Here is a 22,011-nt window from a genome sequence, read left to right on the forward strand (position 1 = left end):
CCGGCTGCCGGACAAGCGTCGGGTTGCATGAATTCGCGCTGGCTGCAAGGCGTCTGGCCGTCTGCCGTGCGGGCGCTTGGCCAGTGCCGGTTTCACAGGGGAATTTTCGGGAGCGCGATTTTCCTGATCCGGAAAACACAAAAGCCGCGGATGACCGCGGCTTTTTGAGTTTCGGAAACTGGAGCGGGCGATGAGATTCGAACTCACGACCCCAACCTTGGCAAGGTTGTGCTCTACCCCTGAGCTACGCCCGCTCGCTTCGTCGCTTCCGACGATGGGCTTATAGTCTGATCCCGCTCGCAGATGCAACAGGAAATCGACAGTGATGTTGCGTTTTTTTAAAAACGCCTTCGCAGGCGCAAAAAAGTCGGCGGTGGAGGAACCTTCAATGTCGCTCAAGGGCTTGCATTTGCTGGCTTTCAGCGGCTAGTTCGCTCTGAAGACGCCGTTGTTGAAAAGGGGTGAAACCGTGCCGAAAACTCCCGAAAACCTGCTCGAATATCTCGAAACGCTGGGAATCGACGCGAAAACCCATCGGCACCCGCCGCTTTTCACCGTTGCAGATTCCCAGTCGCTGCGCGGGGAGATTGAGGGCGGGCACACGAAGAACCTCTTTCTGAAAGACAAGAAGGATAATTTCTTTCTTGTGACCGTCGACGAGGATGCGCAGGTCGATCTGAAGACGATTCACCACAAGATCGGCGCTGCCAGCCGCGTTTCCTTCGGCAAGCCTGACAGGCTGATGGAATTTCTCGGCGTGGAGCCGGGGTCGGTGACGGTTTTTGGCGTGATCAATGATGAAGAGCACAGCGTAAAGGTGGTGCTCGACGCGGATTTGATGGAAAATGATCTCATCAACGCGCACCCGCTCACCAATGAGGCGACCACATCCATCCGGCGTGACGACCTGATGCGCTTTCTGGAAGCGGTCGCGCATGAGCCGCTCGTCTTGAAAGTGACCGAGTGATCGCCACATTTGGAGCGACGAAACGATTTCTATCGGCCGGCCGGGCGCTGCACGGACAGCGAGCCGGACCGCAAGCAGGAAGAGGCTTTTATGAACAACGGTGACAATCCTTACGGGAAGTCCGGCGGTTATGGCGCAGCCGGTGGGGACTACACCACCAATGTGGATTTCGGCGGCGGCGCAGCGCCCGCATCCGCTCCCGAGCCGGCTTCGCAGACCTTCACGCTGTCGGATGAGCCCCAGCTCGCAGCGGCCGATCTGATCAAGGACACGACTACGGCCGCTTTCACGGCTGACGTGATCCAGGAATCGCGCAATCAGCCGGTTCTGGTGGATTTCTGGGCGCCCTGGTGCGGCCCCTGCAAGCAGCTCACCCCGATCATTGAAAATGCGGTGCGCGCGGCGGGCGGCAAGGTCAAGCTGGTGAAGATGAACATCGACGAGCACCCCGCGGTTGCCGGCCAGCTCGGCGTGCAGTCCATCCCCGCCGTCTTTGCCTTCAAGGACGGGCAGCCGGTTGACGGGTTCATGGGCGCATTGCCTGAAAGCCAGGTGAAGGCGTTCATCGACAAGCTCACCGCCGGCGCGGGCAATGACGAGATCGCCGGAGCGCTCGAGGCCGCCAAAGAGGCTGTCGCCAATGGCGACCAGCAGATGGCTGCGCAGATCTATTCTGCGATCCTTCAGCGCGAGCCGGAGAATGTGGACGCCATTGGCGGTCTTGCCGATCTGCTTTTCGAAGCGGGTCAGACGGAGCAGGCCGCACAGGTGCTTGCGCAGGTTCCTGAAAAGCAGAAAGATGCAGCGCCCATCGCCGCCGTGCAGGCCAAGATGGCGCTTGCCGAGCAGGTGGCCGATCTGGGCGACGCAGCCGCGCTGGAGCAGCGGCTTGCCGCCGACCCGAACGACCATCAGGCCCGCTTCGACCTGGCGCTTCTGCAGAATGCGAAGGACGACCGGACCGCGGCGGCGGAAAGCCTGCTGGCCATCGTGCGGGCGGACCGCGAGTGGCAGGAAGACGGCGCGCGCGCCCAGCTTCTCAAATTCTTCGAGGCCTGGGGCGCAACCGATCCGGCAACGCTTTCGGCGCGGCGCAAGCTGTCGTCGCTTCTGTTCTCATAAGCTGCCCGATTATTTGCCTATTGGCGAGGCTGCTCCAGATATCGGGTAAACATCGGGAGACGTCGTGTGAAGGCAGGTAATTTTTCGTATCGCAGCGGCCGCGATATCGACAGTGTGATCCCCGTGTTTCCATTGTCGGCGGCCCTGCTTCTGCCGGGTGGACGATTACCGCTCAACATTTTCGAGCCGCGCTACCTGGCCATGACGGACCATGCGCTGTCCGGTGGGCGGCTCATCGGCATGGTGCAGCCGCGCCTTGATGGTGCGACGCGGCCCGATGGCGAACCGGCGCTCTGCGATGTGGGGTGTGTCGGGCGGCTGGGTTCCGTTTCCGAGACGGGAGACGGGCGCTATCTGATCACCCTGATCGGCATTTGCCGGTTCCGGCTGCTTGAGGAACTGAGCGTCAAGACGCCGTTCCGCCAGTGCCGCATCCTGCCCTTCGAAAGCGATCTGCATGACGATCCGGAAGAGCCGGAGGTGGACCGTGCGGCGCTGTTGCGGGCGTTTCGCGCCTATCTGGAGGCCAATGATCTCGAGGCCGACTGGGACAGTGTTCATCAGGCCGAGGATGCGAGCCTCGTCAACGCCCTGTCGATGATGGTGCCTTATGGTCCGGCGGAAAAGCAGGCGCTTCTGGAAGCGCCTGATCTGAAGACGCGGGCCGACACGCTGATCGCCATTACGGAGATTGTGCTGGCACAGGGTGAGGGCGACGCCACGCACCGGCTTCAGTGACGGGATCTCGAGGGAAAAGACGATGAATGATGAGAAACGGGGCGGTCAGGCGGTCTCTGCGGTCGCACCGATGGATGGCAAGCTGCTTGAGCTTCTGGTCTGTCCGCTGACCAAGGGCCCGCTGCGCTGGGACCGGGAGAATGGCGAACTGGTCTCGAAGAGTGCCAAGCTCGCCTATCCCGTGCGTGACGGTATTCCGATCATGCTGCCTTCCGAGGCGCGGCCCCTCGATTAGAACATCCACCGTATTAGAGCGGTAAAATGCTCTGAGGCCGCGCCCGGAGTCTTCTACTCGCGGAAGCTTTCGCGCGGTGTCGCCGCTTGCCGGCTGCGCGCGGCGCGCAGCGTGGGCAGGGCCAGCATCAGCAGCACGAATGCGCCGGTTGCAAGCTTCAGGTCGGGTGGGGGCATGCCTGCCGCCAGACACAGCGAGACGAGCTGGTAGTAGACCATCGCGCCCGCGAAGGGTGCGAGGAGCTGCCGCCACACGGTCGCCTTGCCGACGATTGCCTCGCCGATCATCAGCGCCGCAAGGCCGTTGATGAGGATGCCGAGGCCCATGTTCACATCGGCGAAGCCCTGCGACTGCACCATCAGCGCGCCGCTGAAGGCCGAGAACGCGCCGGCGAGGCCGATGCCGCCAATGGTTGCCGCCCAGACATTGATGCCCTGTGCTTCCGCCATCACCGGGTTTGCGCCCACGGCGCGCACTGCCGTGCCCTTCTCCGTCGTGAAGAAGAAGTTGAGCGCCAGGAAGATCACCAGCGTGATGAGGCCGACGGCGATGATCTTGGCGAGCGGGAAGCCCGGCTGTACGAACGGCACCCAGTCGAAGATGGTTTCCGTGCCGAACACCGAGAGGTTCGAGCGCCCCATGATGCGCAGGTTCACGCTGTAGAGCATGGTCATCACCAGGATGCCGGCCAGTAGCGTGTGGATGCGGAAGCGCAGATGGATGAAGGCGGTGCAGCAGCCGGCGATGAAGCCGGTGAGCAGGGCCAGTCCGATGGCCGTGAGCGGGCCGAGGCCGGACGCAAGCGCCAGGCCGCAGACGCAGCCGCCCAGCGGAAATGCGCCCTCGCTGGTGAGATCCGGAAAGCTCAGCATGCGGAAGGGGATCATGATGCCGGCGACGACGAAGCCGAGGATCAGGCTTTGCGCGAGCGTTACGGGGATGAGTGCGACGAAGCTCGTCAGAGTGGTTTGCAGAAAATCGATCATCGGGGTCAGCTCGCGAGCAACATGCTGTCGGTCTTGATGGCGAAATGGCCGACCAGGTCGGCCACGGTCACATTGGCCTTTTCTTCTCCGCCGATTTCCAGATGCACGCGGCCGGCATTGAGCATGATGACGCGATGGCCGTAATCGACGGCGTGCTGCATGTTGTGCGTCACCATAAGCGTGGTGAGCTTCAGCGCGTCCACCGCGCGCACGGTCGCTTCCATCACGATGTCAGCGGTGCGCGGGTCGAGAGCGGCTGTGTGCTCGTCGAGCAGCAGGAGGTCGGGCGAGCCGCCCACCGCCATGATGAGCGACAGCGACTGGCGCTGGCCACCGGACAGAAGGTCGACGCGTGTTTCCAGCCGCTCTTCAAGGCCGAGGCCCAGAATGGCGAGCCTGTCGCGGTAATCGGCAAGGCGCTTGGCGTTGAGCCCGTGGCGCAGCGTGCGCTTCTTGCTGCGCAGCTCTGCAAGCAGCATGTTTTCCGCCACCGTCATGCTTGCGGCGGTGCCGAGCATGGGGTCCTGAAACACGCGGGCAATGCGGGTTGCGCGCTTGTGCACGGGCAGGGCCGTGATGTCGTCGCCATTGATGAGGATCTGGCCTGAATCAAGCGAGAGCGACCCGGAAATGGCATTGAGCATGCTGCTCTTGCCCGCTCCGTTGGAGCCGATCACGACGCCGAATTCGCCAGTTTTCAGGGTGAGGTCGAGCCCGTTGAGGGCGATCTTTTCGTCGGGTTGTCCCCGGTAGAACACTTTGCGTGCGGCACGAACTTCAAGCACCGGCACCTCCCTTAAAGCTGACGCGGCGTCCCGAAAAAGGGGGGAGACGCCGCGTCTGGTCTCTTGCCGTATCAGTCGACGATGCAGTTGCAGTCGGCGAACTCTTCGGGGATCTCGAGGCCGAAGGCCGCCATGGCCTTTTTCGAGATGCGCGGCGAGTGATCTTCATAGGCCGGGTTCATCGGCGGGATCGACTTGGGGTCCGTGCCGTCGAGGATCTGCAGCGCGATCTTGCCGGCGTTGAGGCCGACCTGCTGGTAGTTCACGGCAAAGCTTGCCGGAACCACGCCATCGGAAACGGCGCCATCATCGGAATTGATGATCGGGATGCCGGCCTGTCGGGCGGCAGCCGAAACGGCGGCGATGGCCGGCTGCAACAGGTTGGAGGCGGGCGTGTAGATCACGTCGGCCTTGCCGGCCAGCGACGCGACGCGCTGCTGAATGTCGTTCACATTGTCGACGCCCACGGCCACGACCTCGAAGCCGGCGGCGGGAGCGGCTTCCTGAACCTTTTCAAGCAGCGCCACGTCGTTGGCCTCGCCCGGATTGTAGGGCTGGCCGATGCGCTTTGCGTCCGGAACGAGCTTCTTGGCAAACTCCATGACGGCGGCGACATCCTGCAGGTCGGTCGCGCCGGTCATGCCTTCATCGCCGGCTTCCCAGGAGGGGACGAGCTTGGCGGCCACCGGATCGGTGACGGCGGAAAAGACGATCGGTATGCCGGAACCGGCAAGCGCCTTCTTGGCGATCTGCGAGACCGGCGTCGTCACCGTGTACATGAGCACCGGACCCTCGGCCTGCAGCTTGGCGATCATCTGCGGCACGAGCGATGCATCGAAATTGGTGTGGCTCTCGGAGTAGACAACGTCCTTGCCTTCCTCGTAGCCGCCGGCGGCCATGGCGTCTTTAAAACCCTGGATCGCGGTGTTGAGCTGCGGATGCTCGCCGAAATTGGCGATGCCGATGCGGATCGGCTCGGCGCTTGCCGCGCCAAGACCCAGAGCCATAGCGCCGGCGGCAACAACGCCGCGCAGCCATAAGCGTGATTTTACAGTCATGTCATTCCTCCCGTGGGGGCCCGAGGGGCCTGAAACATGAGGATGGCCTCCACGCCATATCTCATGTCAAACATCAAATCAGAGGTCGCCGGTTTGCCCGCATCAACCTCTGTCGGATGGGCTTTGCATGCTGGATGCGTCTCCTCCCCATCCGAATGCGTAGGGCATCATATCGCGGGCGCTATGCCTGTCAAACGCTATATATAATCGTTGAACACCCCTTGAATTATATATACTTTTGTTCTGAGGAGGAGCCATTTTGCATCATACGGTCGTGGACGATGACGCGCCTTTGACGAAGACGGAGGCAGCCTATCACCATTTGCGCCGCGACATTCTCGCGACGCGCCTGATGCCGGGGCAGCCGCTGCGGATTGCGGCGCTGCGCGATGCCTATGGCTTTGGCTGGACGCCGCTGCGCGAGGCGCTTTCACGGCTGGAGGCCGAGCGTCTCGTCACTGCGGAGAGCAATCGTGGATTTGCCGTTGCGCCCGTTTCGCGCGCGGAGCTTGAAGACCTCTCCAAGGCGCGGCTTGCGGTGGAAACCACGCTTTTGGAGGAATCCATTCGCAAGGGCGACGCCGACTGGGAGGCTGCCGTCGTCACGGCGCATTATCGTCTTTCTCGCTGCCAGATACCGGCCGAGGGGCTTTCCGACGACGCCTTGCATGAATGGGTGGAGCGGCATCAGGCCTTTCACGAGGCGCTGCTTTCTGCGGCGGACGCCACCTGGCTAAAGCACTTCTACACCCAGATCTGGGGGCAGCTCTGCCGGCATCACATCTTTCTGACGGTCACGCCGACGCTGCGCGCGGCGGCGGGTGCGGAGGATGGCCATGAGGCGGCCATTGCCGCGCTCGATGCGGCCATGTCCCTTGACCAGCACACGCAACTCATGGAGCTTGCCCTGGACAGAAATCTGGAGGGGGTGCTGGCGCTGATGAAAGAGCATGTGGGGCTGACCGTCGACGTGTTCACGCTTGCCGATCTTGATGGAGCAACGGCTGGAGACCACGGAAAACAGGCATGAAAACGCCTGTATCGCGTGCGTTTTTGACCGGGGTCGCCTTATGCGCCGCCGCCGGTGAAGCGCTGGCCCATGCCTCCGAGCGCGGCCATGTTCTGCTTCTGCCGACCGACTATTACCTGTTCGGCGGCATGCTCTCCGTTGCGCTGAGCTTTCTGGTTCTGGTCTTTCTGCCGGTGCATGGTTTCGAGCGGCTTTCGGCAAGAAGGGTTGCGCTGTTTCCGATGCCGCTGGACGGGCGTGCGCTTTTAAGCACGCTCTCATTCCTCGCGCTTGCAGGTCTTGTGTTTGCCGGGTTTCATGGCAGCCGCGATCCGCTTTCCAACCCGCTGCCGCTGGTGATCTGGACGCTTCTGTGGGTCGGCGTGACCATTGTGCAGGGCGTTCTTGGCAATCTCTGGGACTGGATCAACCCCTGGTATGGGCCGTGGCGCATGCTGGTGCGTGCGGGTGTTCCGAAAGACGGGTTCTGGCGTCTGCCCGCCTGGCTGGGGATGTGGCCGGCCTTTGTGACGCTGTTCGGCTTTGCCTGGTTCGAGCTTGTTTATCTTGCGCCTTCCGATCCTGAAAGGCTTGCGATTGCCGTCTCGCTCTACTGGGGCTTCACCTTTGCGGGCATGGTCCTGTTCGGGCATGAGCGCTGGAGCGACCGGGTGGAGTTTCTGTCGCTGTTCTTCACCATGCTTTCGCGCCTTTCCTTCTTTGCGCTGGAGGCTGGCGACAGGGGGCGGCGGCTGGTGATCGGCCTGCCGGGCTACAAGCTTGGAGAGGCCGCGGCGCTGCCGCTTTCCGGCATCGCCTTTCTGCTTCTGGCCTTAAGTTCGGTATCCTTCGACGGGCTCACGCACACATTCTTCTGGCTCGATCTCATCGGCATCAACCCGCTGGAATTCCCCGGCCGTTCGGCGGTTGTCGGGGCGAACTCGCTGGGGCTCGCCCTGATGTTCGTGCTTCTGTTTTCCGCCTTCATGGGCGCGGTCTGGCTGGGTTGCCGGTTTGTGGGGGAGGCGGATGTCGTGAAGACGGGCGGTCTTCTGGCCTGGTCGATCATTCCCATCGCGCTCGCCTATCATTTCTCGCATTATCTGGTGGGGTTCACCATCAACAGCCAGTATGCGCTTGCCGCGCTCTCCGACCCGTTGATGCAGGGCTGGAACCTGTTCGGCACGGCGGGCATGCATGTGCAGGCCGGCGCGACGCTCGGCGCGCGGTCTGCGTGGCTGATCTGGAACGCGCAGGCGGTGGCGATCATTGGCGGGCATGTGCTGGCCGTTGTCCTGTCGCATCTGATCGCCTATCGGCATTTCGGCTCTGCGCGGGTGGCGACCATCAGCCAGATTCCGCTTGCCGCGCTGATGGTCGGTTACACCGTTTTTGGCCTCTGGCTGCTCTCCGCGCCCACCGTGGGCTGAGAAAGCGGATTAAAATTTCTTGATCCCGGCATTTGCGTTACGGCTGTTTCTGCCGGGCGGGCCTTCTTGGTAACTCTTTGTTTCTTCGTCACTTTGTCCCCCGTCTGCAATTCCGCTGCGTCTTAAAATGCTTTAAAAGACAGGCGCGTTTCCCTTGGGGCATGTCCTGTTGCCAAGGGATTGGATTGGTGATTTAGTTTGTACACAAGTGATTTTTTCAACGCTGGAAAATGCTTCCAACCGTTGGAAATGCTCGGTCAAACGATCACAACAATGGGGAACCGGCATGAGTGAAAATCGCAAGTCTCTGGTTAATTTAAACAGCGGTCTCAGCCGCAGGTCGGCGCTCAAGGGCCTCGGCGCTGCGGCCGGTCTCATCGCCGCGCCCGGCTTCGTGCGTTACGGGCAGGCGCAGTCTTCCGAGCCCATCAAGATCGGTTTCCAGTGCCACCGCACGGGCATCGGCGCGGCCTATGGCCGTTGGTACGATCGCGTCACGGCGGCGGCGGCCAAGCGCATCAACGATGCCGGCGGCATCAACGGGCGGCCGCTCGAAATCGTGATCGAGGATGACGGCACGGACCCGAAGCGCGGTGCCGAGGTGGTCGAGAAATTCGCCAACCAGCACAAGGTCGATCTGGTTTACGGAACGCTGTTCAGCCACGTGGTCGTCGGTTCGGCTCCGGCGGCGGGCGAGCTGAAAATTCCCTATTACGTGGTCAGCGAGGGCTATCACGTCGCATCCGGCAAGCTGAACCGCTACTGCGTGCAGCCGGGCATCACCGATGTGAAGTCGCAGGCCCGCTCCATGGCGCCGTGGATCGCCGACAATCTCGGCAAGAAGGTCACGCTGGTCTATCCGGACTATGCGTTCGGACATGACCACCGCGACTTCTTCACCCCGGCCATCGAGGCGCAGGGCGGGCAGGTGGTGGCCAAGGTGCCGATCCCGCCGACGGAGACCTCGTTCACGCGCTATTTCCCGCAGATCCCGCGCGACACGGACGTGATTTATCACGTCATGGTCGGCCCGGCCGTGCTCACCTTCGTGAAGGAAATGGGCGAGTTCTTCGGCTCCGGCGGGCCGCAGCTCTTCGGCTTCATCGACTCGCTCGAGGCCGTCGATATCGCAAGCCCGGGTCTGGAATTCCTTGAAGGAAGCCATTTCTGGGAAGGCATGCCGCGCTACGCGCAGCCGGATCAGCCTGACTATGTCACCGCCTATCGCGAGACGGTGGGCATCGACGACAATGGCGCGAGCGTGAATGACGGCAAGGACATCTCCACCGCCGCTCACATGTTCGGTTGCTGGGAGACGCTCAACGTCATCAAGGCCGCGATGGAAGCCTGCGATTACAAGGGGCCGGATGACCGCGCCGCCATGATCGAGGCCACCGAGGCGATGACCGGGATGGACGCCGGCCCGGACCATCCGCAGGGCAAGAAGCTGTTCAACGGCAAGATCCACCAGGTCTTCGGCGAGCAGAGCATCAGCCAGGTGAAGGACGGGAAGCTCGAAGTGGTGCACCGCACCTCCATCGAGGACGGCGCTTACGAGCCCGAGGCCGACTACACGGCGATGTCGTTCTAAGACATCAAGGCGGGCGGTGTTTGCCCCTCACCCTTGCCCTCTCCCCCGCATGCGGGGAGAGGGAACGTCAGCGTTGCGGCTTTTCCCATGGGACGGTTCGGCGGCGTGTCTTCGGCTCCTTTCATGAAAGTGCGTTTGTGAATGGCCTTCGGTCCGTATTTTCTTCTCGCCACGCTTGAAGGGCTGGTGACGGCGGCTGTGCTGGCGCTGATGGCGCTCGGCCTGTCACTGGTCTTTGGCGTCATGCGGGTGGTGAACGTCGCCCATGGCGAGTTCTACATGCTGGGCGCGGTGCTCGCCTGGTGGTTCGCATCGCTGTTCGGCGGTCATCCGGCGATCGGTTTTCTCGTGGCGCTGGTGCTGAGCCCGCTTGTGGTGGCTGCCATCGCCTTTGTTGCCGAGCGGCTGGTCTTGAGCCGGCTCAAATATGAGCCGGAGGCGACCATCGTCGCCACGATCGGCCTGATGTACATCATACAGCAGCTTGCCCTGACTTTTTACGGGCCGGAGGCGCGGCCGGTCGAAGCGCCGTTCAATTACCGCATGCAGCTGCCCTGGTTTGGCTATTCTGCCTACAAACTCGCGGTGATCGGCTTCTCCATCCTGATGATGCTGGCGACATGGTTCGTGCTGACGCGCACGAAGATCGGCCTCGTCATGCGCGCCACCCAGTTCGACCGTGAGACGGCGCAGGCCTTCGGCATTCCGGTCGGGCGCGTCTATGCCGGCGTGTTTGCGCTGGGGGCGGGGCTTGCCGCCGTGGCGGCCGTGCTGATCGTGCCGATCCAGCAGGCGCATTACCTGATGGGTCACGATCCGCTGCTTCTGTCGTTCATCGTTGTGATCATCGGCGGTCTGGGCTCGTTGCGCGGCACGGTTCTGGCGGCAGTTCTGATCGGCCTGTCGGATGGCATCATCTCGATGTTCTTCTCGCCGACGCTCGCCAAGATGCTGGCGACGCTGGCGGTCGCGATGATCCTGGTGTTTCGCCCGCAGGGCCTTTTCGGAGAGGCCGCGCGATGACCAGACTGACCCCTTCTGCAAAGACCATTGCCCTTCATGTCGGCGTGGTCCTCCTGCTTCTGGCGCTCAACTTTCTGCTGCCGGAATATCATCGCGGCGTGTTTGCACGCGTTCTGGTGCTGGCCGTTTTCGCCATGGGCTACAATCTGGCCTTTGGCTACACGGGACTGCTCAGCCTCGGCCACGCCATGTTCTTCGCCGCCGGGCTCTACGGGGCGGGGCTGACGATCTACCATCTGGAATGGAGCGTCTGGCCGGCCTTCGGGACGGGGCTTGCCGCCGGTGCGGCGCTGGCGCTGGTCGTCGGCTTTCTGGCGCTGCGCACAACCGGCGTCGCGTTCATGATCGTCACGCTGATGTTCGCGCAGGTCTTCTATCTGATGACCCTTTACTTCACGACCTATACGCGCGGCGAGGAAGGGCTCGTTCTGCCGCAGGCCTCGCGCGTTCTGGAATTTCCCGGCGGGGCGCTCGATCTCTCCGATCCCTCCACCCGCTATCTCGTCGCGCTTTCGCTTTTCACGCTGGTTCTGGGAGCGATCCTGTTTCTGGTGCGCGCGCCCTATGGCCGCTCGCTGATCGCCATTCGCGAGAACGAGGAGCGCATGCGCATGCTGGGCTATGACGTGTTTGCCAACAAGCTCATGTCGATGGTGCTTTCGGGCATTTTCTGCGCCGCCTCGGGCGCTGCCTATGCGGTGCTGTTCGGCTATGTCGGGTCTGGCTTTGCGGCGATCCAGTATTCCATTCTGCCGCTGCTCTGGGTGCTGGTCGGCGGTGCTGCGACGACGCTTGGCCCGCTCATAGGCACGCTGTTCATGTTCTATGTCATCGACACTGCGTCGAGCTACACCACCGCGCATCTGCTGGTGGTCGGCCTGGTGCTGATCGGCGTCATTCTGTTCTTCCCCAAAGGCATCACCGGTACGGTGCGTGAAAGGTGGTTGCCATGGCTGCCGTGAGCCCGCTTCTTGAAACCATGGGGCTTGCACGCGCCTTCGGCGGCCTGCGCGCGGTCGATGGTGTCGACTTCGCGCTGCCCGAGGGAGAGACCCATGCCATCATCGGCCCGAACGGGGCCGGCAAGACGACCTTTGTGAGCCTGATCTGCGGGCGTGTCGCGCCGACGGAAGGACGCGTGGTTTTCGACGGGCAGGACATTTCGCAGATGCCGGCCCACAAGCGGGTGCGCGCCGGCATCGCCTACACGTTCCAGATCACCAGCGTGTTCGCCAATCTGACGGCCTTCGACAATGTGGCGCTGGCGGTTCAGCGGCAGTTGATCGATGACCACGCGCGGGGGCTTTCAGCGCGCGCGCTCACCGAACACGGCATGGACGCGCTGGAGAAGGTGGGCCTTGCGGAGCACGCGCAAAAGGTGGCCGGCAATCTGTCTTACGGGCATCAGCGGCTGCTTGAAGTGGCGATGGGGCTGGCGCTGCGGCCGCGTCTCCTGATCCTCGATGAACCCACGCAGGGTCTCTCCGACAGCGAGATCGAGAATTTCATCGCGCTGGTGCGCCAGATCGGCGAGGAGGCGACGGTGCTTCTGATTGAACACAACATGGATGTGGTCATGGCGCTTGCCGAGCGCATCACGGTGATGGAGCAGGGGCGCATTCTTGCGCAGGGCGCGCCTGCCGAGATCCGCGCCAACCAGGCCGTCCAGCGGGCCTATCTCGGAGGTTGAGATGACGGCTGCCCTGAAAATGGAAAATGTCGACAGCGCCTATGGCCATGTGCAGGTGCTGCGCGGTTTCGATCTGGAGTTACGCTCCGGCGAGGTGCTTTGCCTGCTTGGCCGCAATGGCGCAGGCAAGACCACAGCGCTGAAGACGATCATGGGTCTGGTGCCGGCAACGGCGGGCCGCATTCTGCTTGGCGATGTGGAGTTGAACAGCCTCGCGCCGCACGAGGTGCCGAAAGCCGGCGTTGCCTATGTGCCGCAGGGGCGTCGGCTGTTTTCGGAACTGACCGTGGGCGAAAACATCGAGATCGGGCTGATGACACGCGGCAAGGGCGCTGCCACGCGTGACAGCGTGCTCGATCTCTTCCCGGTTTTGCGCGAGCGGCTGAAGCAGCGCTCCGGCACACTTTCGGGCGGCGAGCAGCAAATGCTGGCCATGGCGCGCGCACTCTGCCTTGAGCCGCAGGTGCTGCTTCTGGATGAGCCGACAGAGGGGCTCATGCCCTCGATGATCGCGCGCATTCGCGAAACGGTGGCGGGGCTGCGCGAGCGCGGCGTTTCCACCATCCTTGTCGAGCAACGGGTTGATGCGGTTCTGCCCGTGGCGGATCGCGTTGCCTTCATCGAGAACGGCCGCAACCGCGAGACGGTGGATGTGGAGCGCCTGCGGGAAGACCCGGACATGGTGCACCGTTATGTAGGAGTGGGGTGACGCGGGACGTTGGTCCCGGGCGCCCTCGCCCTTCGACAAGCTCAGGATGAGGGCTACTTTAGCGCTGTCGCAATGTGGGTGGATGACAGGCGCAGCGCTTCAATAGCCCTCATCCTGAGCTTGTCGAAGGGCGAGGGCGCTTGACTCCGCGGCTCGCATGAAATGCAATCAGAGGATGTATTTCTTCTGGCGGGAAGCGCGATGGAAGCCACGGTCTATATCCTGCGATGCGCAGACGGCTCTTATTACACCGGATTGACCAAGCAGCCGGTTGAAGCGCGTGTGTGGGAGCACAATGCGGGCATTCTTGAGTGTTACACCAAGCCTCGCCGTCCGGTGGAGCTGGTGTTTACCGAAACCTATGATCGCATTCTCGACGCCATTGCCCGGGAACGGCAGATAAAGGGCTGGTCGCGCGCCAAGAAGGAAGCGCTGATGGCACTCGACTATGAAGCGCTGCCGGACCTGTCGCGGAACGGGCAGGGGGGTGGTGCCTGGCACCCTCGCCCTTCGACAGGCTCAGGATGAGGGTTACTTTGGCGCAGATCTTCGTTTCCCGGATCACCGGTTCATGGGGACAGTGTTTTTATTTCTCTCTGTTTTCCCAATTTATGCGGGCTTCAGATGCTGCCATCTGACCGCCAAAGGCTGTGGCATTGTCGGAGAATTTGGTTGAAGACATGCCCCTGCGCCCTGCGCTCCAACAGCCCTCATCCTGAGCCTGTCGAAGGGCGAGGGCGCTTGGCATCCTGACTTGGCTCCTAACCCGCCCCCCTGTCTCACACCAGCGTAACGCCGGCCTCTTTCATCTTCTCGGTCATCGCCGCCAGCGAGCCGCCAAGGTCGATGGCGCGGCAGCCTTCGAGGATGACGGTGGCATCAAAACCCTGACGGCGGGCGTCGATGGCTGAATAGGCGACGCAGAAATCCGTCGCCAGACCGGCGAGCGTTACCCGGGTGATGCCGCGTTCGCGCAGATAGCCCGACAGGCCGGTCGGTGTTTCGTGATCATTCTCGAAAAAGGCCGAATAGCTGTCGATCGACTTGCGGAAGCCCTTGCGAATGACAAGCTCGGCCCTGTCCCATGAAAGCCCGTCATGGAAGGCCGCGCCCTTCGTGCCCTGAACGCAGTGGTCGGGCCACAGCGTCTGGGTGCCATAGGGCATTTCGATTGTCTCAAACGGGGCTTTGCCCGGATGCGAGGAGGCGAAGCTGGAATGGCCCGCCGGGTGCCAGTCCTGCGTCAGAACCACGTGGTCGAAGCGCTCGATCAGCCCGTTTATGACCGGTACAACCTCGTCGCCCCCGGCCACGGCAAGTGCTCCGCCGGGGCAGAAATCGTTCTGCACATCGATCACGATCAGCGCCTCGTCGGCCATGCCCTGTCTCCTTCTCGCATGAAATCGCCGGGAAGGTGGACCGAATGTTCCCCTTTGACAAGCGTGCAGAGGAGCGTATCATTCGTGTACAAATGAATTTAAGCCCCGCCGTCAGAGCAGCAAAAAGGGCTTGGGAACGACATCGCGATTGGCAGGCAGGCGCAGCATGGACTATGCCAGACCGACCGAACTGGAGGAAGCGCTGGGGCTCTTATGCTCAAGGCGTTGGACGATTCTTGCCGGCGGCACGGATTTCTATCCCGCCCTCGGCGCAGGCCCGCTGAAGAGCGATGTGCTCGACATCAACGGCTTGTCGGCCCTTGAAGGCATTCACGAAACCGCGACGCATATCGTCATCGGCGCGCGCACGAGCTGGAGCGCGGTGATCGATGCGCCGCTGCCGCCCGGCTTCGACATGCTCAAGCTTGCCGCCCGTGAAGTCGGCTCGGTGCAGATCCAGAATGCCGGCACGGTGGCCGGCAATCTGTGCAATGCTTCGCCGGCGGCCGATGGGGTGCCGCCGCTTCTGGCGCTTGATGCAGAGGTGGAGCTGCGGTCTGCGGAGGGTGTTCGGTATCTGCCGCTTGCGGCCTTCATTCTCGGCAATCGCAAGACGGCGCGTGCGCCCAATGAACTGCTTACGGCGATCCGTGTGCCAAGGGCCTCGGCGCGCGGGAACTCGGGCTTCATGAAACTGGGCGCGCGGCGCTATCTGGTGATTTCCATCGCCATGGCCGCTGCGCGGGTGGTGATTGATGGCGGGCGGATCGCGGAAGCGGCGGTCAGTGTCGGTTCTTGCTCGGCGGTGGCGCAGCGGCTCTCAGGCCTGGAGGCGCAGCTGAAAGGCGCGCGGGTTGCGGATATCCGCTCTGCGGTGGCGTCGTGCGACCTGTCCGAGCTGTCGCCAATCGACGATGTGCGCGGCACGGCCGCCTATCGGCTGGAAGCGGCGCGCGAAATCACGGCGCGGGCGCTGGAGCAGGCGCTTGAGCGGGCGCTTGGCGTTGCACCGGAAAGAGGGGCCATGGCATGAGCGCAGAGCGACTTTCCGTTTCGTTCGAGGTGAATGGCGAGCCCGTGGTGGCGGAGGTTTCTCCACTCCAGCGGCTTTCTTCCGTGCTGCGTGACGGGCTGGGGCTGACCGGCACCAAGGTTGGCTGCGATGCGGGCGATTGCGGGGCCTGTTCGGTTGAGGTGGATGGCGCGGTGGTCTGCGCCTGCCTCGTGCCGGCGGCGGGGCTGTCGGGCAGCCGCGTGCGCACGGTGGAGGGGCTTTCAAATGGCAGCCTGTCGGCGCTTCAGGAATCCTTCCTGCGCCATGGTGCAGCCCAGTGCGGCATTTGTACGCCGGGCGTTCTCGTGAGCGCGGCAGCACTTCTGGAAAAGAACCCTGCGCCATCTGAAACCGAGGTTCAGGATGCGCTTGGCGGCGTTTTGTGCCGCTGCACCGGCTATCGCAAGATCATCGATGCGGTGATGAACGCCAACCGTTCGGTTGCTTCGGATGCGGCCATGGTGGAGCAGGGCCGCGCCGTCGGGGCGTCGCCCATCAGGCTCGATGGCGAACGCAAGGTGAGTGGCGCTGAGGTGTTCGGCGCGGATGAACGTCCGGCCGATGCGCTTTCGGTGGCGGTGGTGCGCTCGCCGCACTGGCATGCGGATTTCGAGATCGGCGACACGGAGGCGTTCATCGCGGCGCATCCCGGTATTGTCGCGGTCTTCACGGCAGCCGACATTCCGGGCGAAAACCGGTTTGGCGTCATTCCGCCTTTCGCTGACCAGCCGGCGCTGGCCGGGGGGCGGGCGCGGTTTCGTGGTGAGGCTGTGGCGCTGATCGCCGGCGAACGCGCGGCCATCGAGGCGCTGGACATGGATGCGTTTCCGGTCAGCTGGAAGGCGCTGCCCCATGCGCTTACGCCGGATGAGGCGCGGCGTCCGGGCTTTCCCGATCTGCATGAGGGGCGCACGGGCAATCAGCTCACCCGGGGCTTTGTGGAGAGTGGTGATCCCGAGGCGGCTCTGGCGGGTGCTTTCGTTTCTGTCTCCGGCGAGATCGAGACATCTTATGTGGAGCATGCCTATATCGAGCCCGAGGCGGGGTTTGCGGCGATGGAGGGCGACACGCTGGTCATCAAGGCCTGCACGCAGGCGCCTTACATGGACCGCGACGACACCGCCCGGGTTCTGGGCCTGCCGCCTGAAAAGGTGCGCATCGTGCCGCTGGCGGCAGGGGGCGGTTTTGGCTCCAAGCTCGACATCTCGCTACAGCCGCTGGTGGGGCTGGTGACGCTCAAAACGGGCCGGCCGGCGGCGATGGTCTACACACGTGGCGATTCCATGCGCTCCACCACCAAGCGGCACCCGGCGGCCATGCGCGCCTCAATCGGTGCGGATGCGGCGGGGCGCGTCACCGGCATGGTGTTCGAGGGGGATTTCAACACCGGTGCCTATGCAAGCTGGGGGCCGACCGTGGCGAACCGTGTGCCGGTTCACGCCTCCGGTCCCTATCGCACGCCGAATTATCGCGCCACGGGCCGGGCGATCCACACCAATGGTCCGGTATCGGGCGCGTTTCGCGGCTTTGGCGTGCCGCAGGCGACCATCATGCAGGAAACGCTTTATGACCGGCTGGCGGAGAAGCTTGGCCGCGACCGGCTAGCGTTCCGCATCGACAATGCGCTTGTCGATGGTGATCGCACCACTTGCGGGCAGGCGCTTTCAGGCGTTGGCATTCGCGATTGTCTCGAGGCGCTGAAACCGCACTGGGCGCGCGCCCAGGCGGAAGCCGATAGCGCCAATGCGGGCGACGGGAGGCTGCGGCGCGGCATCGGCGTTGCGTCCTGCTGGTATGGCTGCGGGAACACGGCGCTGCCGAACCCCTCGACGATCCGCGTCGGCATCACGGCGTCCGGTGCGGTGATGCTGCATCAGGGCGCGGTGGATATCGGGCAGGGCTCCAACACGGTGGTGACGCAGATCTGCGCGGACGCCAGCGGTTTGCCGCTTTCGGCGTTCCAACTCGTGGGCGGGGATACGGGCGTCACGCCGGATGCGGGCAAGACGTCTGCCTCGCGCCAGACCTATGTGACGGGCAAGGCTGCGGAGAAGGCGGGCCGCGCTTTGCGGGAGAAAATCCTGCGCTTCGCAAATGTGTCGGATGCGGCGGTGATCGGCCTTGAAGACGGGGCGCTCGTCATTCGCGAGGGGGCGGTGCGGCGGCGTGTTGAGCTCGCTGAGATTGAAGCCGGTTCTGATGGCTATGTGTTTTCGGCGGAGGAAACCTACGATCCGCCCACAACGGCGCTGGACGAGAAGGGGCAGGGTGTTCCCTATGCCGTTTACGGCTATGGCGCGCAGCTTGTGGAACTGGAGGTCGACACCACGCTTGGTACGGTGCGGCTTCTGCGGATCGTCGCCGCTCACGATGTGGGCCGCGCCATCAATCCGCTTCTGGTGGAAGGCCAGATCGAGGGCGGCATTGCGCAGGGCATCGGCCTGGCGCTGATGGAGGAATATGTTCCGGGCCGCACGGAAAACCTGCACGATTATCTGATCCCCACCATTGGCGACGTGCCGCCCATCGAAACCATTCTCGTGGAAGTGCCGGACCCGGAAGGGCCGTTCGGGGCGAAGGGGCTGGGCGAGCATGTGCTGATCCCCACCGCGCCGGCGATCCTCAATGCGATCCGTCATGCGGTGGGTGTGGAGGTGACGAAAGTGCCGGCCACGCCAAGCCGCATTTTGGCGGCCATCCGGGCGCGGGAGGCAGGACAATGAACGAGCTGACCGAACGTTTCGAGGCGATGCCGCCCAAAAAGCCGGCAGGCGACAAGCTGCGCTGCGATGCATGCCCCGTCATGTGCTACATCGCCGAAGGGCGCACGGGCGCCTGTGATCGCTATGGCAATTTCGACGGGCGCATCACGCGCTGCGACCCGGTGACCATTCTCGAACATGCGGCCGAGGAAGGCGACCCGGTGGTACCCTTCGAGGGGGACGCGCCGTGGGATGGCGAACTGGTCAACACCAAGCGCCGCTTCGTGAGCGCGGTGGGCGCGGGCACCACCTATCCCGACTACAAGCCCGCCCCCTTCATTGTGTCGCAGGAGGTGGAAGGCGTCGATCTCGTCACGGTCGTGACGGAGGGGATTTTCTCCTATTGCGGCGTGAAGGTGAAGATCGACACCGACCGGCATCTCGGCCCTGAAGCCGCGACGGTGCGCGCGGATGGCGAGGCGGTCGGCCATGTGACCACGGCTGAATATGGCAGCCAGATGCTCTCGCTCGGCGGGGTGCAGCACCTGACGGGCGGCTCCAAGGCGGAAGGCCGTGTCACCTGCCAGGCGCTGATGGACCTGTGCAACAAGAAGCCGGTGGAGCTGACCATCGACGGCGGTGCAGGCATTGTCGTGCAGGCGGGAAAGCCGCCGGTCATCGACGGCACGCGCGAGGAGCGCATGCGGGTCGGCTGCGGATCGGCGACCATCGGCATGTTCGCCTCGCAATGGAAGGGGCTGGTGGACGAGGTGGTTGTCGTCGATGACCACATCACCGGCGTCGTGTCCGAGCATCAGGCGGGCAAGGTGATCGGCTGGGAAGACACCGGCATCAAGATCATTGGCCGCCGCTCCACACCGGGGCGCTATTTCAAGGTGTCCGAGCCGGGGCTGGGCTGGGGCGGCACGACCATTGACGATCCGCTGGAAATTCTTGGCCCCTTCAATGAGAAGAAGGGCGCACGGCCCGGACTTTCGCTGCTCATGGTGTCCACCACGGGCGAGCAGTTTTCCTATTACGAGCTCGACGAGGCGCTGAAGCCCGTCAAGAAGCCGTTCCCCGAACGCCTGCGCAAATCCGTGGAACTGATCGAGGAGAATTGCGAGCCGGCGCTTTGCACCGTTCTGTTCATGGGCGGTGCGGGAGGCAGTCTTCGCGCTGGTGTGACGGAAAATCCGGTCAATCTCACGCGCTCGGTTCAGGGGCTCAGAACCTATGTCACGGTTGGCGGCGCGCCGGTTTATGTGTGGCCGGGCGGTGGCATCACCATCATGGTGGACGTGATGCGCACGCCCGAGAATGCTTTTGGTTATGTGCCGACCCCGGCGCTGGTCGCGCCCATCGAGTTCACGCTCCGGCGGGAGGATTACATTCGCCTCGGCGGCTATGCGGATGAGATCCGCAGCGTGGAAGACGTGCTGGAAAAGGGTGGCGAATATTTCAATCAACGTGAGGCGCAAGGCGCTGCCGCATCGAACCCCTGGCCGCCGCTGCACCAGTTGCGCCGGGAGCCGAAGCGGTGAGCGGCCCGACCGCCAGCTGGTTGGCCGATGGGCGTCGTCTGCATCTGAACCACGGCCCGATTGATCTGATTGTCGAGGCGTTCGGCGCGGAAGATGAATGCCGTGCGGCCTGTCGGCAGGCCGTTGCGCGGTTCGATACGATCCTTGAAGAACTGGTGGCGGAACTGCCGGCTCTGCGCAGCCCTGTCGGTGAAGAGCCGCGCAGTTTTGCATCCACCACCGCGCGCCGCATGGAGGCGGCGGTAGAGCGCCATGCGCCTGCCTTCGTCACGCCCATGGCGGCGGTGGCCGGGAGCGTTGCCGATGAGGTTCTTGCTGCTCTCGTTGAGGGGCGGACGCTGGCGCGCGCCTATGTGAACAATGGCGGCGACAGCGCGTTTTATCTCAGGGAAGGCGAAAGCCTCGAAGCGGCCATTGCCGGAACTGGAAATGGCTTCGCCGACCGCGTGACAATCCGCTCAGGCGATCCCGTGCGGGGCATGGCGACGAGCGGGTGGCGCGGGCGCAGTCATTCGCTCGGCATCGCCGATGCGGTGACGGTGCTGGCGCGTTCCGCTGCTTCTGCCGATGTGGCGGCGACGCTGATCGCCAATGCGGTTGATCTGCCGGGGCACCCGGCAATATCCCGCGTTCCGGCCTGTGAAATCGATCCCGACAGTGATCTGCGCGACCGTCTGGTGACGCAGGCTGTTGGCGCGCTCTCGCGGTCCGAGGTTGCGCAGGCGCTTGAACGCGGTCTTGCGGTGGCCGAGGCGATCCGCGACCGTGGTCTCATCGAGAGTGCGGCCCTTTTCCTGTGCGGTGCGGTGCGCGAATGCGGCGCTGCCCCGCTTGTCAGCATGCGTGATCGCGCCGCCAAAGGCGCAACCGGACCCAGAAACATTTCCAGCAACAGGATTGCCCATCATGCCTGAATTCACCCTGCGCAAGATCGCGCTCGTGACCGAAGAAATTCTCCATGAGGGCGGCCCGGCCCCGATGAAGCCGCGTCGCCGCGCCGCCGCTCTGGCACTGGTGAAGAACCCCTTCGCCGGGGGCTATGTGGAAGAGGTCGAGAGCGCGATGGAGGATTTGAAGCCGCTCGGGCTGGAGATGTCCGACCGCCTCATCGCTGCGCTTGGCGGTGACATTGCGGTGATCGACGGTTTCGGCAAGGGCGCCATTGTCGGCACGGCCGGTGAGCTGGAACACGGGGCGCTGTGGCATGTGCCGGGCGGTTACGCCATGCGTGAGCGGTTGGGCGATTCGAAGGCCATCGTGCCCTCATCCAAGAAGGTGGGCGGGTTTGGCGCGCGCATCGATATTCCGCTCGGCCACATCAACGCGGCCTATGTGCGCAGCCATTTCGACGCGATGGAAGTGGGGATGCCGGATGGTCCGCGCCCTGACGAAATCCTGTTTGTGCTTGCCATGGCCTGTGGACCGCGTATCCATGCGCGCATGGGCGGCCTGACGGCCGACGAAGTGAAAGGCGAGGACGGTCTCAGATGACAGTGGAGCGCGACGGGCTCGGGATGCAGGCCGATAACAACACGGCCGATGTCTATGAGCTCGGCGAGCAGGTTGGCTTCATCCTGCGCAAGGCCAACCAGCGCCATCTGGCGATTTTTGCGGCGCGCATCAGCGATCTGACGCCGCCGCAGTTTGCTGCGCTGGCAAAGCTTCACGAGGTTGGCGCAACCTCCCAGAATCAGCTTGGCCAGCTTGTGGCGATGGACGCCGCGACCATCAAGGGCGTTATCGACCGGTTGAAGGCCCGCGATCTCGTTGCGCTTGAGCCGCATGGCAGTGACCGGCGTCGTCTGGTCGTCAGCCTGAGCGACAAGGGCAGGGAGACCATCGAGGCGCTCCTGCCCGATGCGCTGGAGGTGAGCGAGGAGACGCTGGCTCCGCTGACCCAGCGCGAGACCGCTACCTTTCTGCGCCTTCTGGCAAAGCTCGCCGAAGGCTGAGGCCAAAGCGCCGTGCGTCCGAATGGACGCACAAAGG

The 22,011-nt window shown here is 63.5% G+C and carries 22 protein-coding genes and 1 tRNA gene; 18 read left to right on the forward strand and 5 right to left on the reverse strand.

Translation table 11 applies throughout. The features are described 5' to 3' along the window. Positions 1-179: 179 nt before the first annotated feature. A tRNA-Gly gene (locus ACRTG1_RS19130) sits at positions 180-254 on the reverse strand. A 215-nt stretch (positions 255-469) separates the two neighbouring features. On the opposite strand from ACRTG1_RS19130, the gene ACRTG1_RS19135 reads away from it, so the two are divergent. The 4 genes from ACRTG1_RS19135 (at position 470) to ACRTG1_RS19150 (ending at position 3,062) form a co-directional block, all read left to right on the forward strand. Beyond that, positions 470-967, forward strand: a complete 498-nt coding sequence (locus ACRTG1_RS19135) for a prolyl-tRNA synthetase associated domain-containing protein (protein ID WP_113153178.1) — start codon at positions 470-472, stop codon at positions 965-967. A gap of 90 nt (positions 968-1,057) precedes the next feature. Next, positions 1,058-2,089 carry a thioredoxin gene (gene trxA / locus ACRTG1_RS19140; RefSeq protein ID WP_206994882.1) on the forward strand — a complete coding sequence of 344 codons (1,032 nt, stop codon included), beginning with the start codon at positions 1,058-1,060 and terminating at the stop codon, positions 2,087-2,089. A gap of 66 nt (positions 2,090-2,155) precedes the next feature. Beyond that, positions 2,156-2,827 (forward strand): LON peptidase substrate-binding domain-containing protein, encoded by a 672-nt coding sequence (locus ACRTG1_RS19145; protein WP_206546177.1) that lies wholly within the window; start codon positions 2,156-2,158, stop codon positions 2,825-2,827. A gap of 22 nt (positions 2,828-2,849) precedes the next feature. Beyond that, positions 2,850-3,062, forward strand: coding sequence for a Trm112 family protein (locus ACRTG1_RS19150; RefSeq protein WP_394374072.1), 213 nt, complete (start codon positions 2,850-2,852; stop codon positions 3,060-3,062). A 53-nt stretch (positions 3,063-3,115) separates the two neighbouring features. Here the strand turns inward: ACRTG1_RS19150 and ACRTG1_RS19155 are convergent, their stop codons facing one another. The 3 genes from ACRTG1_RS19155 to ACRTG1_RS19165 all read right to left on the reverse strand — a co-directional run bounded on the left by ACRTG1_RS19155 (position 3,116) and on the right by ACRTG1_RS19165 (position 5,891). Continuing rightward, positions 3,116-4,045, reverse strand: a complete 930-nt coding sequence (locus tag ACRTG1_RS19155) for an ABC transporter permease (RefSeq protein ID WP_206546247.1) — start codon at positions 4,043-4,045, stop codon at positions 3,116-3,118. An 8-nt stretch (positions 4,046-4,053) separates the two neighbouring features. Further along, positions 4,054-4,833, reverse strand: coding sequence for an ABC transporter ATP-binding protein (locus tag ACRTG1_RS19160; protein WP_206546178.1), 780 nt, complete (start codon positions 4,831-4,833; stop codon positions 4,054-4,056). Positions 4,834-4,904: 71 nt separating this feature from the next. Continuing rightward, positions 4,905-5,891 carry an ABC transporter substrate-binding protein gene (locus ACRTG1_RS19165; protein ID WP_206546179.1) on the reverse strand — a complete coding sequence of 329 codons (987 nt, stop codon included), beginning with the start codon at positions 5,889-5,891 and terminating at the stop codon, positions 4,905-4,907. Positions 5,892-6,150: 259 nt separating this feature from the next. Between ACRTG1_RS19165 and ACRTG1_RS19170 the strand changes: the two genes are divergently transcribed. The 8 genes from ACRTG1_RS19170 (at position 6,151) to ACRTG1_RS19205 (ending at position 13,871) form a co-directional block, all read left to right on the forward strand. Continuing rightward, positions 6,151-6,921, forward strand: coding sequence for a GntR family transcriptional regulator (locus ACRTG1_RS19170; RefSeq protein ID WP_113153173.1), 771 nt, complete (start codon positions 6,151-6,153; stop codon positions 6,919-6,921). After that, on the forward strand, positions 6,918-8,330 hold the full coding sequence (locus ACRTG1_RS19175) for a hypothetical protein (protein ID WP_432516847.1): 1,413 nt from the start codon (positions 6,918-6,920) through the stop codon (positions 8,328-8,330). Before ACRTG1_RS19170 ends, ACRTG1_RS19175 begins: the two co-directional genes overlap by 4 nt. 286 nt (positions 8,331-8,616) lie before the next feature. Then, positions 8,617-9,921 carry an ABC transporter substrate-binding protein gene (locus tag ACRTG1_RS19180; RefSeq protein ID WP_113153171.1) on the forward strand — a complete coding sequence of 435 codons (1,305 nt, stop codon included), beginning with the start codon at positions 8,617-8,619 and terminating at the stop codon, positions 9,919-9,921. Positions 9,922-10,062: 141 nt separating this feature from the next. Then, positions 10,063-10,944, forward strand: coding sequence for a branched-chain amino acid ABC transporter permease (locus ACRTG1_RS19185; RefSeq protein ID WP_113153170.1), 882 nt, complete (start codon positions 10,063-10,065; stop codon positions 10,942-10,944). Next, positions 10,941-11,906, forward strand: coding sequence for a branched-chain amino acid ABC transporter permease (locus tag ACRTG1_RS19190; protein WP_113153169.1), 966 nt, complete (start codon positions 10,941-10,943; stop codon positions 11,904-11,906). The genes ACRTG1_RS19185 and ACRTG1_RS19190 overlap by 4 nt, the downstream gene beginning before the upstream one ends. Further along, positions 11,894-12,634: an ABC transporter ATP-binding protein gene (locus tag ACRTG1_RS19195; protein ID WP_432516848.1), complete on the forward strand. Its 741-nt coding sequence runs from the start codon at positions 11,894-11,896 to the stop codon at positions 12,632-12,634. Before ACRTG1_RS19190 ends, ACRTG1_RS19195 begins: the two co-directional genes overlap by 13 nt. 1 nt (position 12,635) lies before the next feature. Next, a complete protein-coding gene (locus tag ACRTG1_RS19200; protein ID WP_206548346.1) occupies positions 12,636-13,343 on the forward strand; it encodes an ABC transporter ATP-binding protein in 708 nt (235 codons plus the stop codon). A 201-nt stretch (positions 13,344-13,544) separates the two neighbouring features. Beyond that, entirely contained in the window at positions 13,545-13,871 is a 327-nt protein-coding gene (locus tag ACRTG1_RS19205) for a GIY-YIG nuclease family protein (protein WP_432516849.1), read from the forward strand. A 251-nt stretch (positions 13,872-14,122) separates the two neighbouring features. On the opposite strand, the gene pncA is transcribed toward ACRTG1_RS19205, so the two are convergent. After that, complete coding sequence (pncA, locus tag ACRTG1_RS19210; protein WP_432516850.1) at positions 14,123-14,722, reverse strand: bifunctional nicotinamidase/pyrazinamidase; 600 nt, start codon at positions 14,720-14,722, stop codon at positions 14,123-14,125. A 166-nt stretch (positions 14,723-14,888) separates the two neighbouring features. Here pncA and ACRTG1_RS19215 point away from each other — a divergent pair, with 166 nt between their 5' ends. Genes ACRTG1_RS19215 through ACRTG1_RS19240 form a run of 6 tightly spaced genes read left to right on the forward strand, consistent with a single transcriptional unit; the run spans position 14,889 to position 21,974 of the window. After that, a complete protein-coding gene (locus ACRTG1_RS19215) occupies positions 14,889-15,755 on the forward strand; it encodes an FAD binding domain-containing protein (protein WP_432516851.1) in 867 nt (288 codons plus the stop codon). Further along, entirely contained in the window at positions 15,752-18,499 is a 2,748-nt protein-coding gene (locus tag ACRTG1_RS19220) for a molybdopterin-dependent oxidoreductase (protein WP_432516852.1), read from the forward strand. Before ACRTG1_RS19215 ends, ACRTG1_RS19220 begins: the two co-directional genes overlap by 4 nt. After that, positions 18,496-20,022, forward strand: coding sequence for a 6-hydroxynicotinate reductase (locus ACRTG1_RS19225; RefSeq protein WP_432516853.1), 1,527 nt, complete (start codon positions 18,496-18,498; stop codon positions 20,020-20,022). Before ACRTG1_RS19220 ends, ACRTG1_RS19225 begins: the two co-directional genes overlap by 4 nt. Next, the gene (locus ACRTG1_RS19230; RefSeq protein ID WP_432516854.1) at positions 20,019-20,936 is read left to right on the forward strand and encodes a UPF0280 family protein; all 918 of its coding nucleotides are present in this window, start codon (positions 20,019-20,021) and stop codon (positions 20,934-20,936) included. The genes ACRTG1_RS19225 and ACRTG1_RS19230 overlap by 4 nt, the downstream gene beginning before the upstream one ends. Beyond that, a complete protein-coding gene (locus ACRTG1_RS19235) occupies positions 20,929-21,513 on the forward strand; it encodes an amino acid synthesis family protein (protein WP_206546187.1) in 585 nt (194 codons plus the stop codon). The genes ACRTG1_RS19230 and ACRTG1_RS19235 overlap by 8 nt, the downstream gene beginning before the upstream one ends. Then, complete coding sequence (locus ACRTG1_RS19240) at positions 21,510-21,974, forward strand: MarR family winged helix-turn-helix transcriptional regulator (RefSeq protein WP_206546188.1); 465 nt, start codon at positions 21,510-21,512, stop codon at positions 21,972-21,974. Before ACRTG1_RS19235 ends, ACRTG1_RS19240 begins: the two co-directional genes overlap by 4 nt. Positions 21,975-22,011: the final 37 nt, after the last annotated feature.

The organism is Nitratireductor sp. PBL-C9 (assembly GCF_050877045.1).
Taxonomy (GTDB): domain Bacteria; phylum Pseudomonadota; class Alphaproteobacteria; order Rhizobiales; family Rhizobiaceae; genus Nitratireductor; species Nitratireductor aquimarinus.

Excerpts from the sequence above, each read along its gene's own strand:
- trxA (WP_206994882.1), top strand. The coding sequence starts at position 1,058 with ATGAACAACGGTGACAATCCTTACGGGAAGTCCGGCGGTTATGGCGCA.
- ACRTG1_RS19150 (WP_394374072.1), top strand. The coding sequence starts at position 2,850 with ATGAATGATGAGAAACGGGGCGGTCAGGCGGTCTCTGCGGTCGCACCG.
- ACRTG1_RS19165 (WP_206546179.1), bottom strand. The coding sequence starts at position 5,891 with ATGACTGTAAAATCACGCTTATGGCTGCGCGGCGTTGTTGCCGCCGGC.
- ACRTG1_RS19175 (WP_432516847.1), top strand. The coding sequence starts at position 6,918 with ATGAAAACGCCTGTATCGCGTGCGTTTTTGACCGGGGTCGCCTTATGC.
- ACRTG1_RS19180 (WP_113153171.1), top strand. The coding sequence starts at position 8,617 with ATGAGTGAAAATCGCAAGTCTCTGGTTAATTTAAACAGCGGTCTCAGC.
- ACRTG1_RS19185 (WP_113153170.1), top strand. The coding sequence starts at position 10,063 with ATGGCCTTCGGTCCGTATTTTCTTCTCGCCACGCTTGAAGGGCTGGTG.
- ACRTG1_RS19190 (WP_113153169.1), top strand. The coding sequence starts at position 10,941 with ATGACCAGACTGACCCCTTCTGCAAAGACCATTGCCCTTCATGTCGGC.
- ACRTG1_RS19195 (WP_432516848.1), top strand. The coding sequence starts at position 11,894 with ATGGCTGCCGTGAGCCCGCTTCTTGAAACCATGGGGCTTGCACGCGCC.
- ACRTG1_RS19200 (WP_206548346.1), top strand. The coding sequence starts at position 12,636 with ATGACGGCTGCCCTGAAAATGGAAAATGTCGACAGCGCCTATGGCCAT.
- ACRTG1_RS19205 (WP_432516849.1), top strand. The coding sequence starts at position 13,545 with ATGGAAGCCACGGTCTATATCCTGCGATGCGCAGACGGCTCTTATTAC.
- pncA (WP_432516850.1), bottom strand. The coding sequence starts at position 14,722 with ATGGCCGACGAGGCGCTGATCGTGATCGATGTGCAGAACGATTTCTGC.
- ACRTG1_RS19215 (WP_432516851.1), top strand. The coding sequence starts at position 14,889 with ATGGACTATGCCAGACCGACCGAACTGGAGGAAGCGCTGGGGCTCTTA.
- ACRTG1_RS19220 (WP_432516852.1), top strand. The coding sequence starts at position 15,752 with ATGAGCGCAGAGCGACTTTCCGTTTCGTTCGAGGTGAATGGCGAGCCC.
- ACRTG1_RS19225 (WP_432516853.1), top strand. The coding sequence starts at position 18,496 with ATGAACGAGCTGACCGAACGTTTCGAGGCGATGCCGCCCAAAAAGCCG.
- ACRTG1_RS19235 (WP_206546187.1), top strand. The coding sequence starts at position 20,929 with ATGCCTGAATTCACCCTGCGCAAGATCGCGCTCGTGACCGAAGAAATT.
- ACRTG1_RS19240 (WP_206546188.1), top strand. The coding sequence starts at position 21,510 with ATGACAGTGGAGCGCGACGGGCTCGGGATGCAGGCCGATAACAACACG.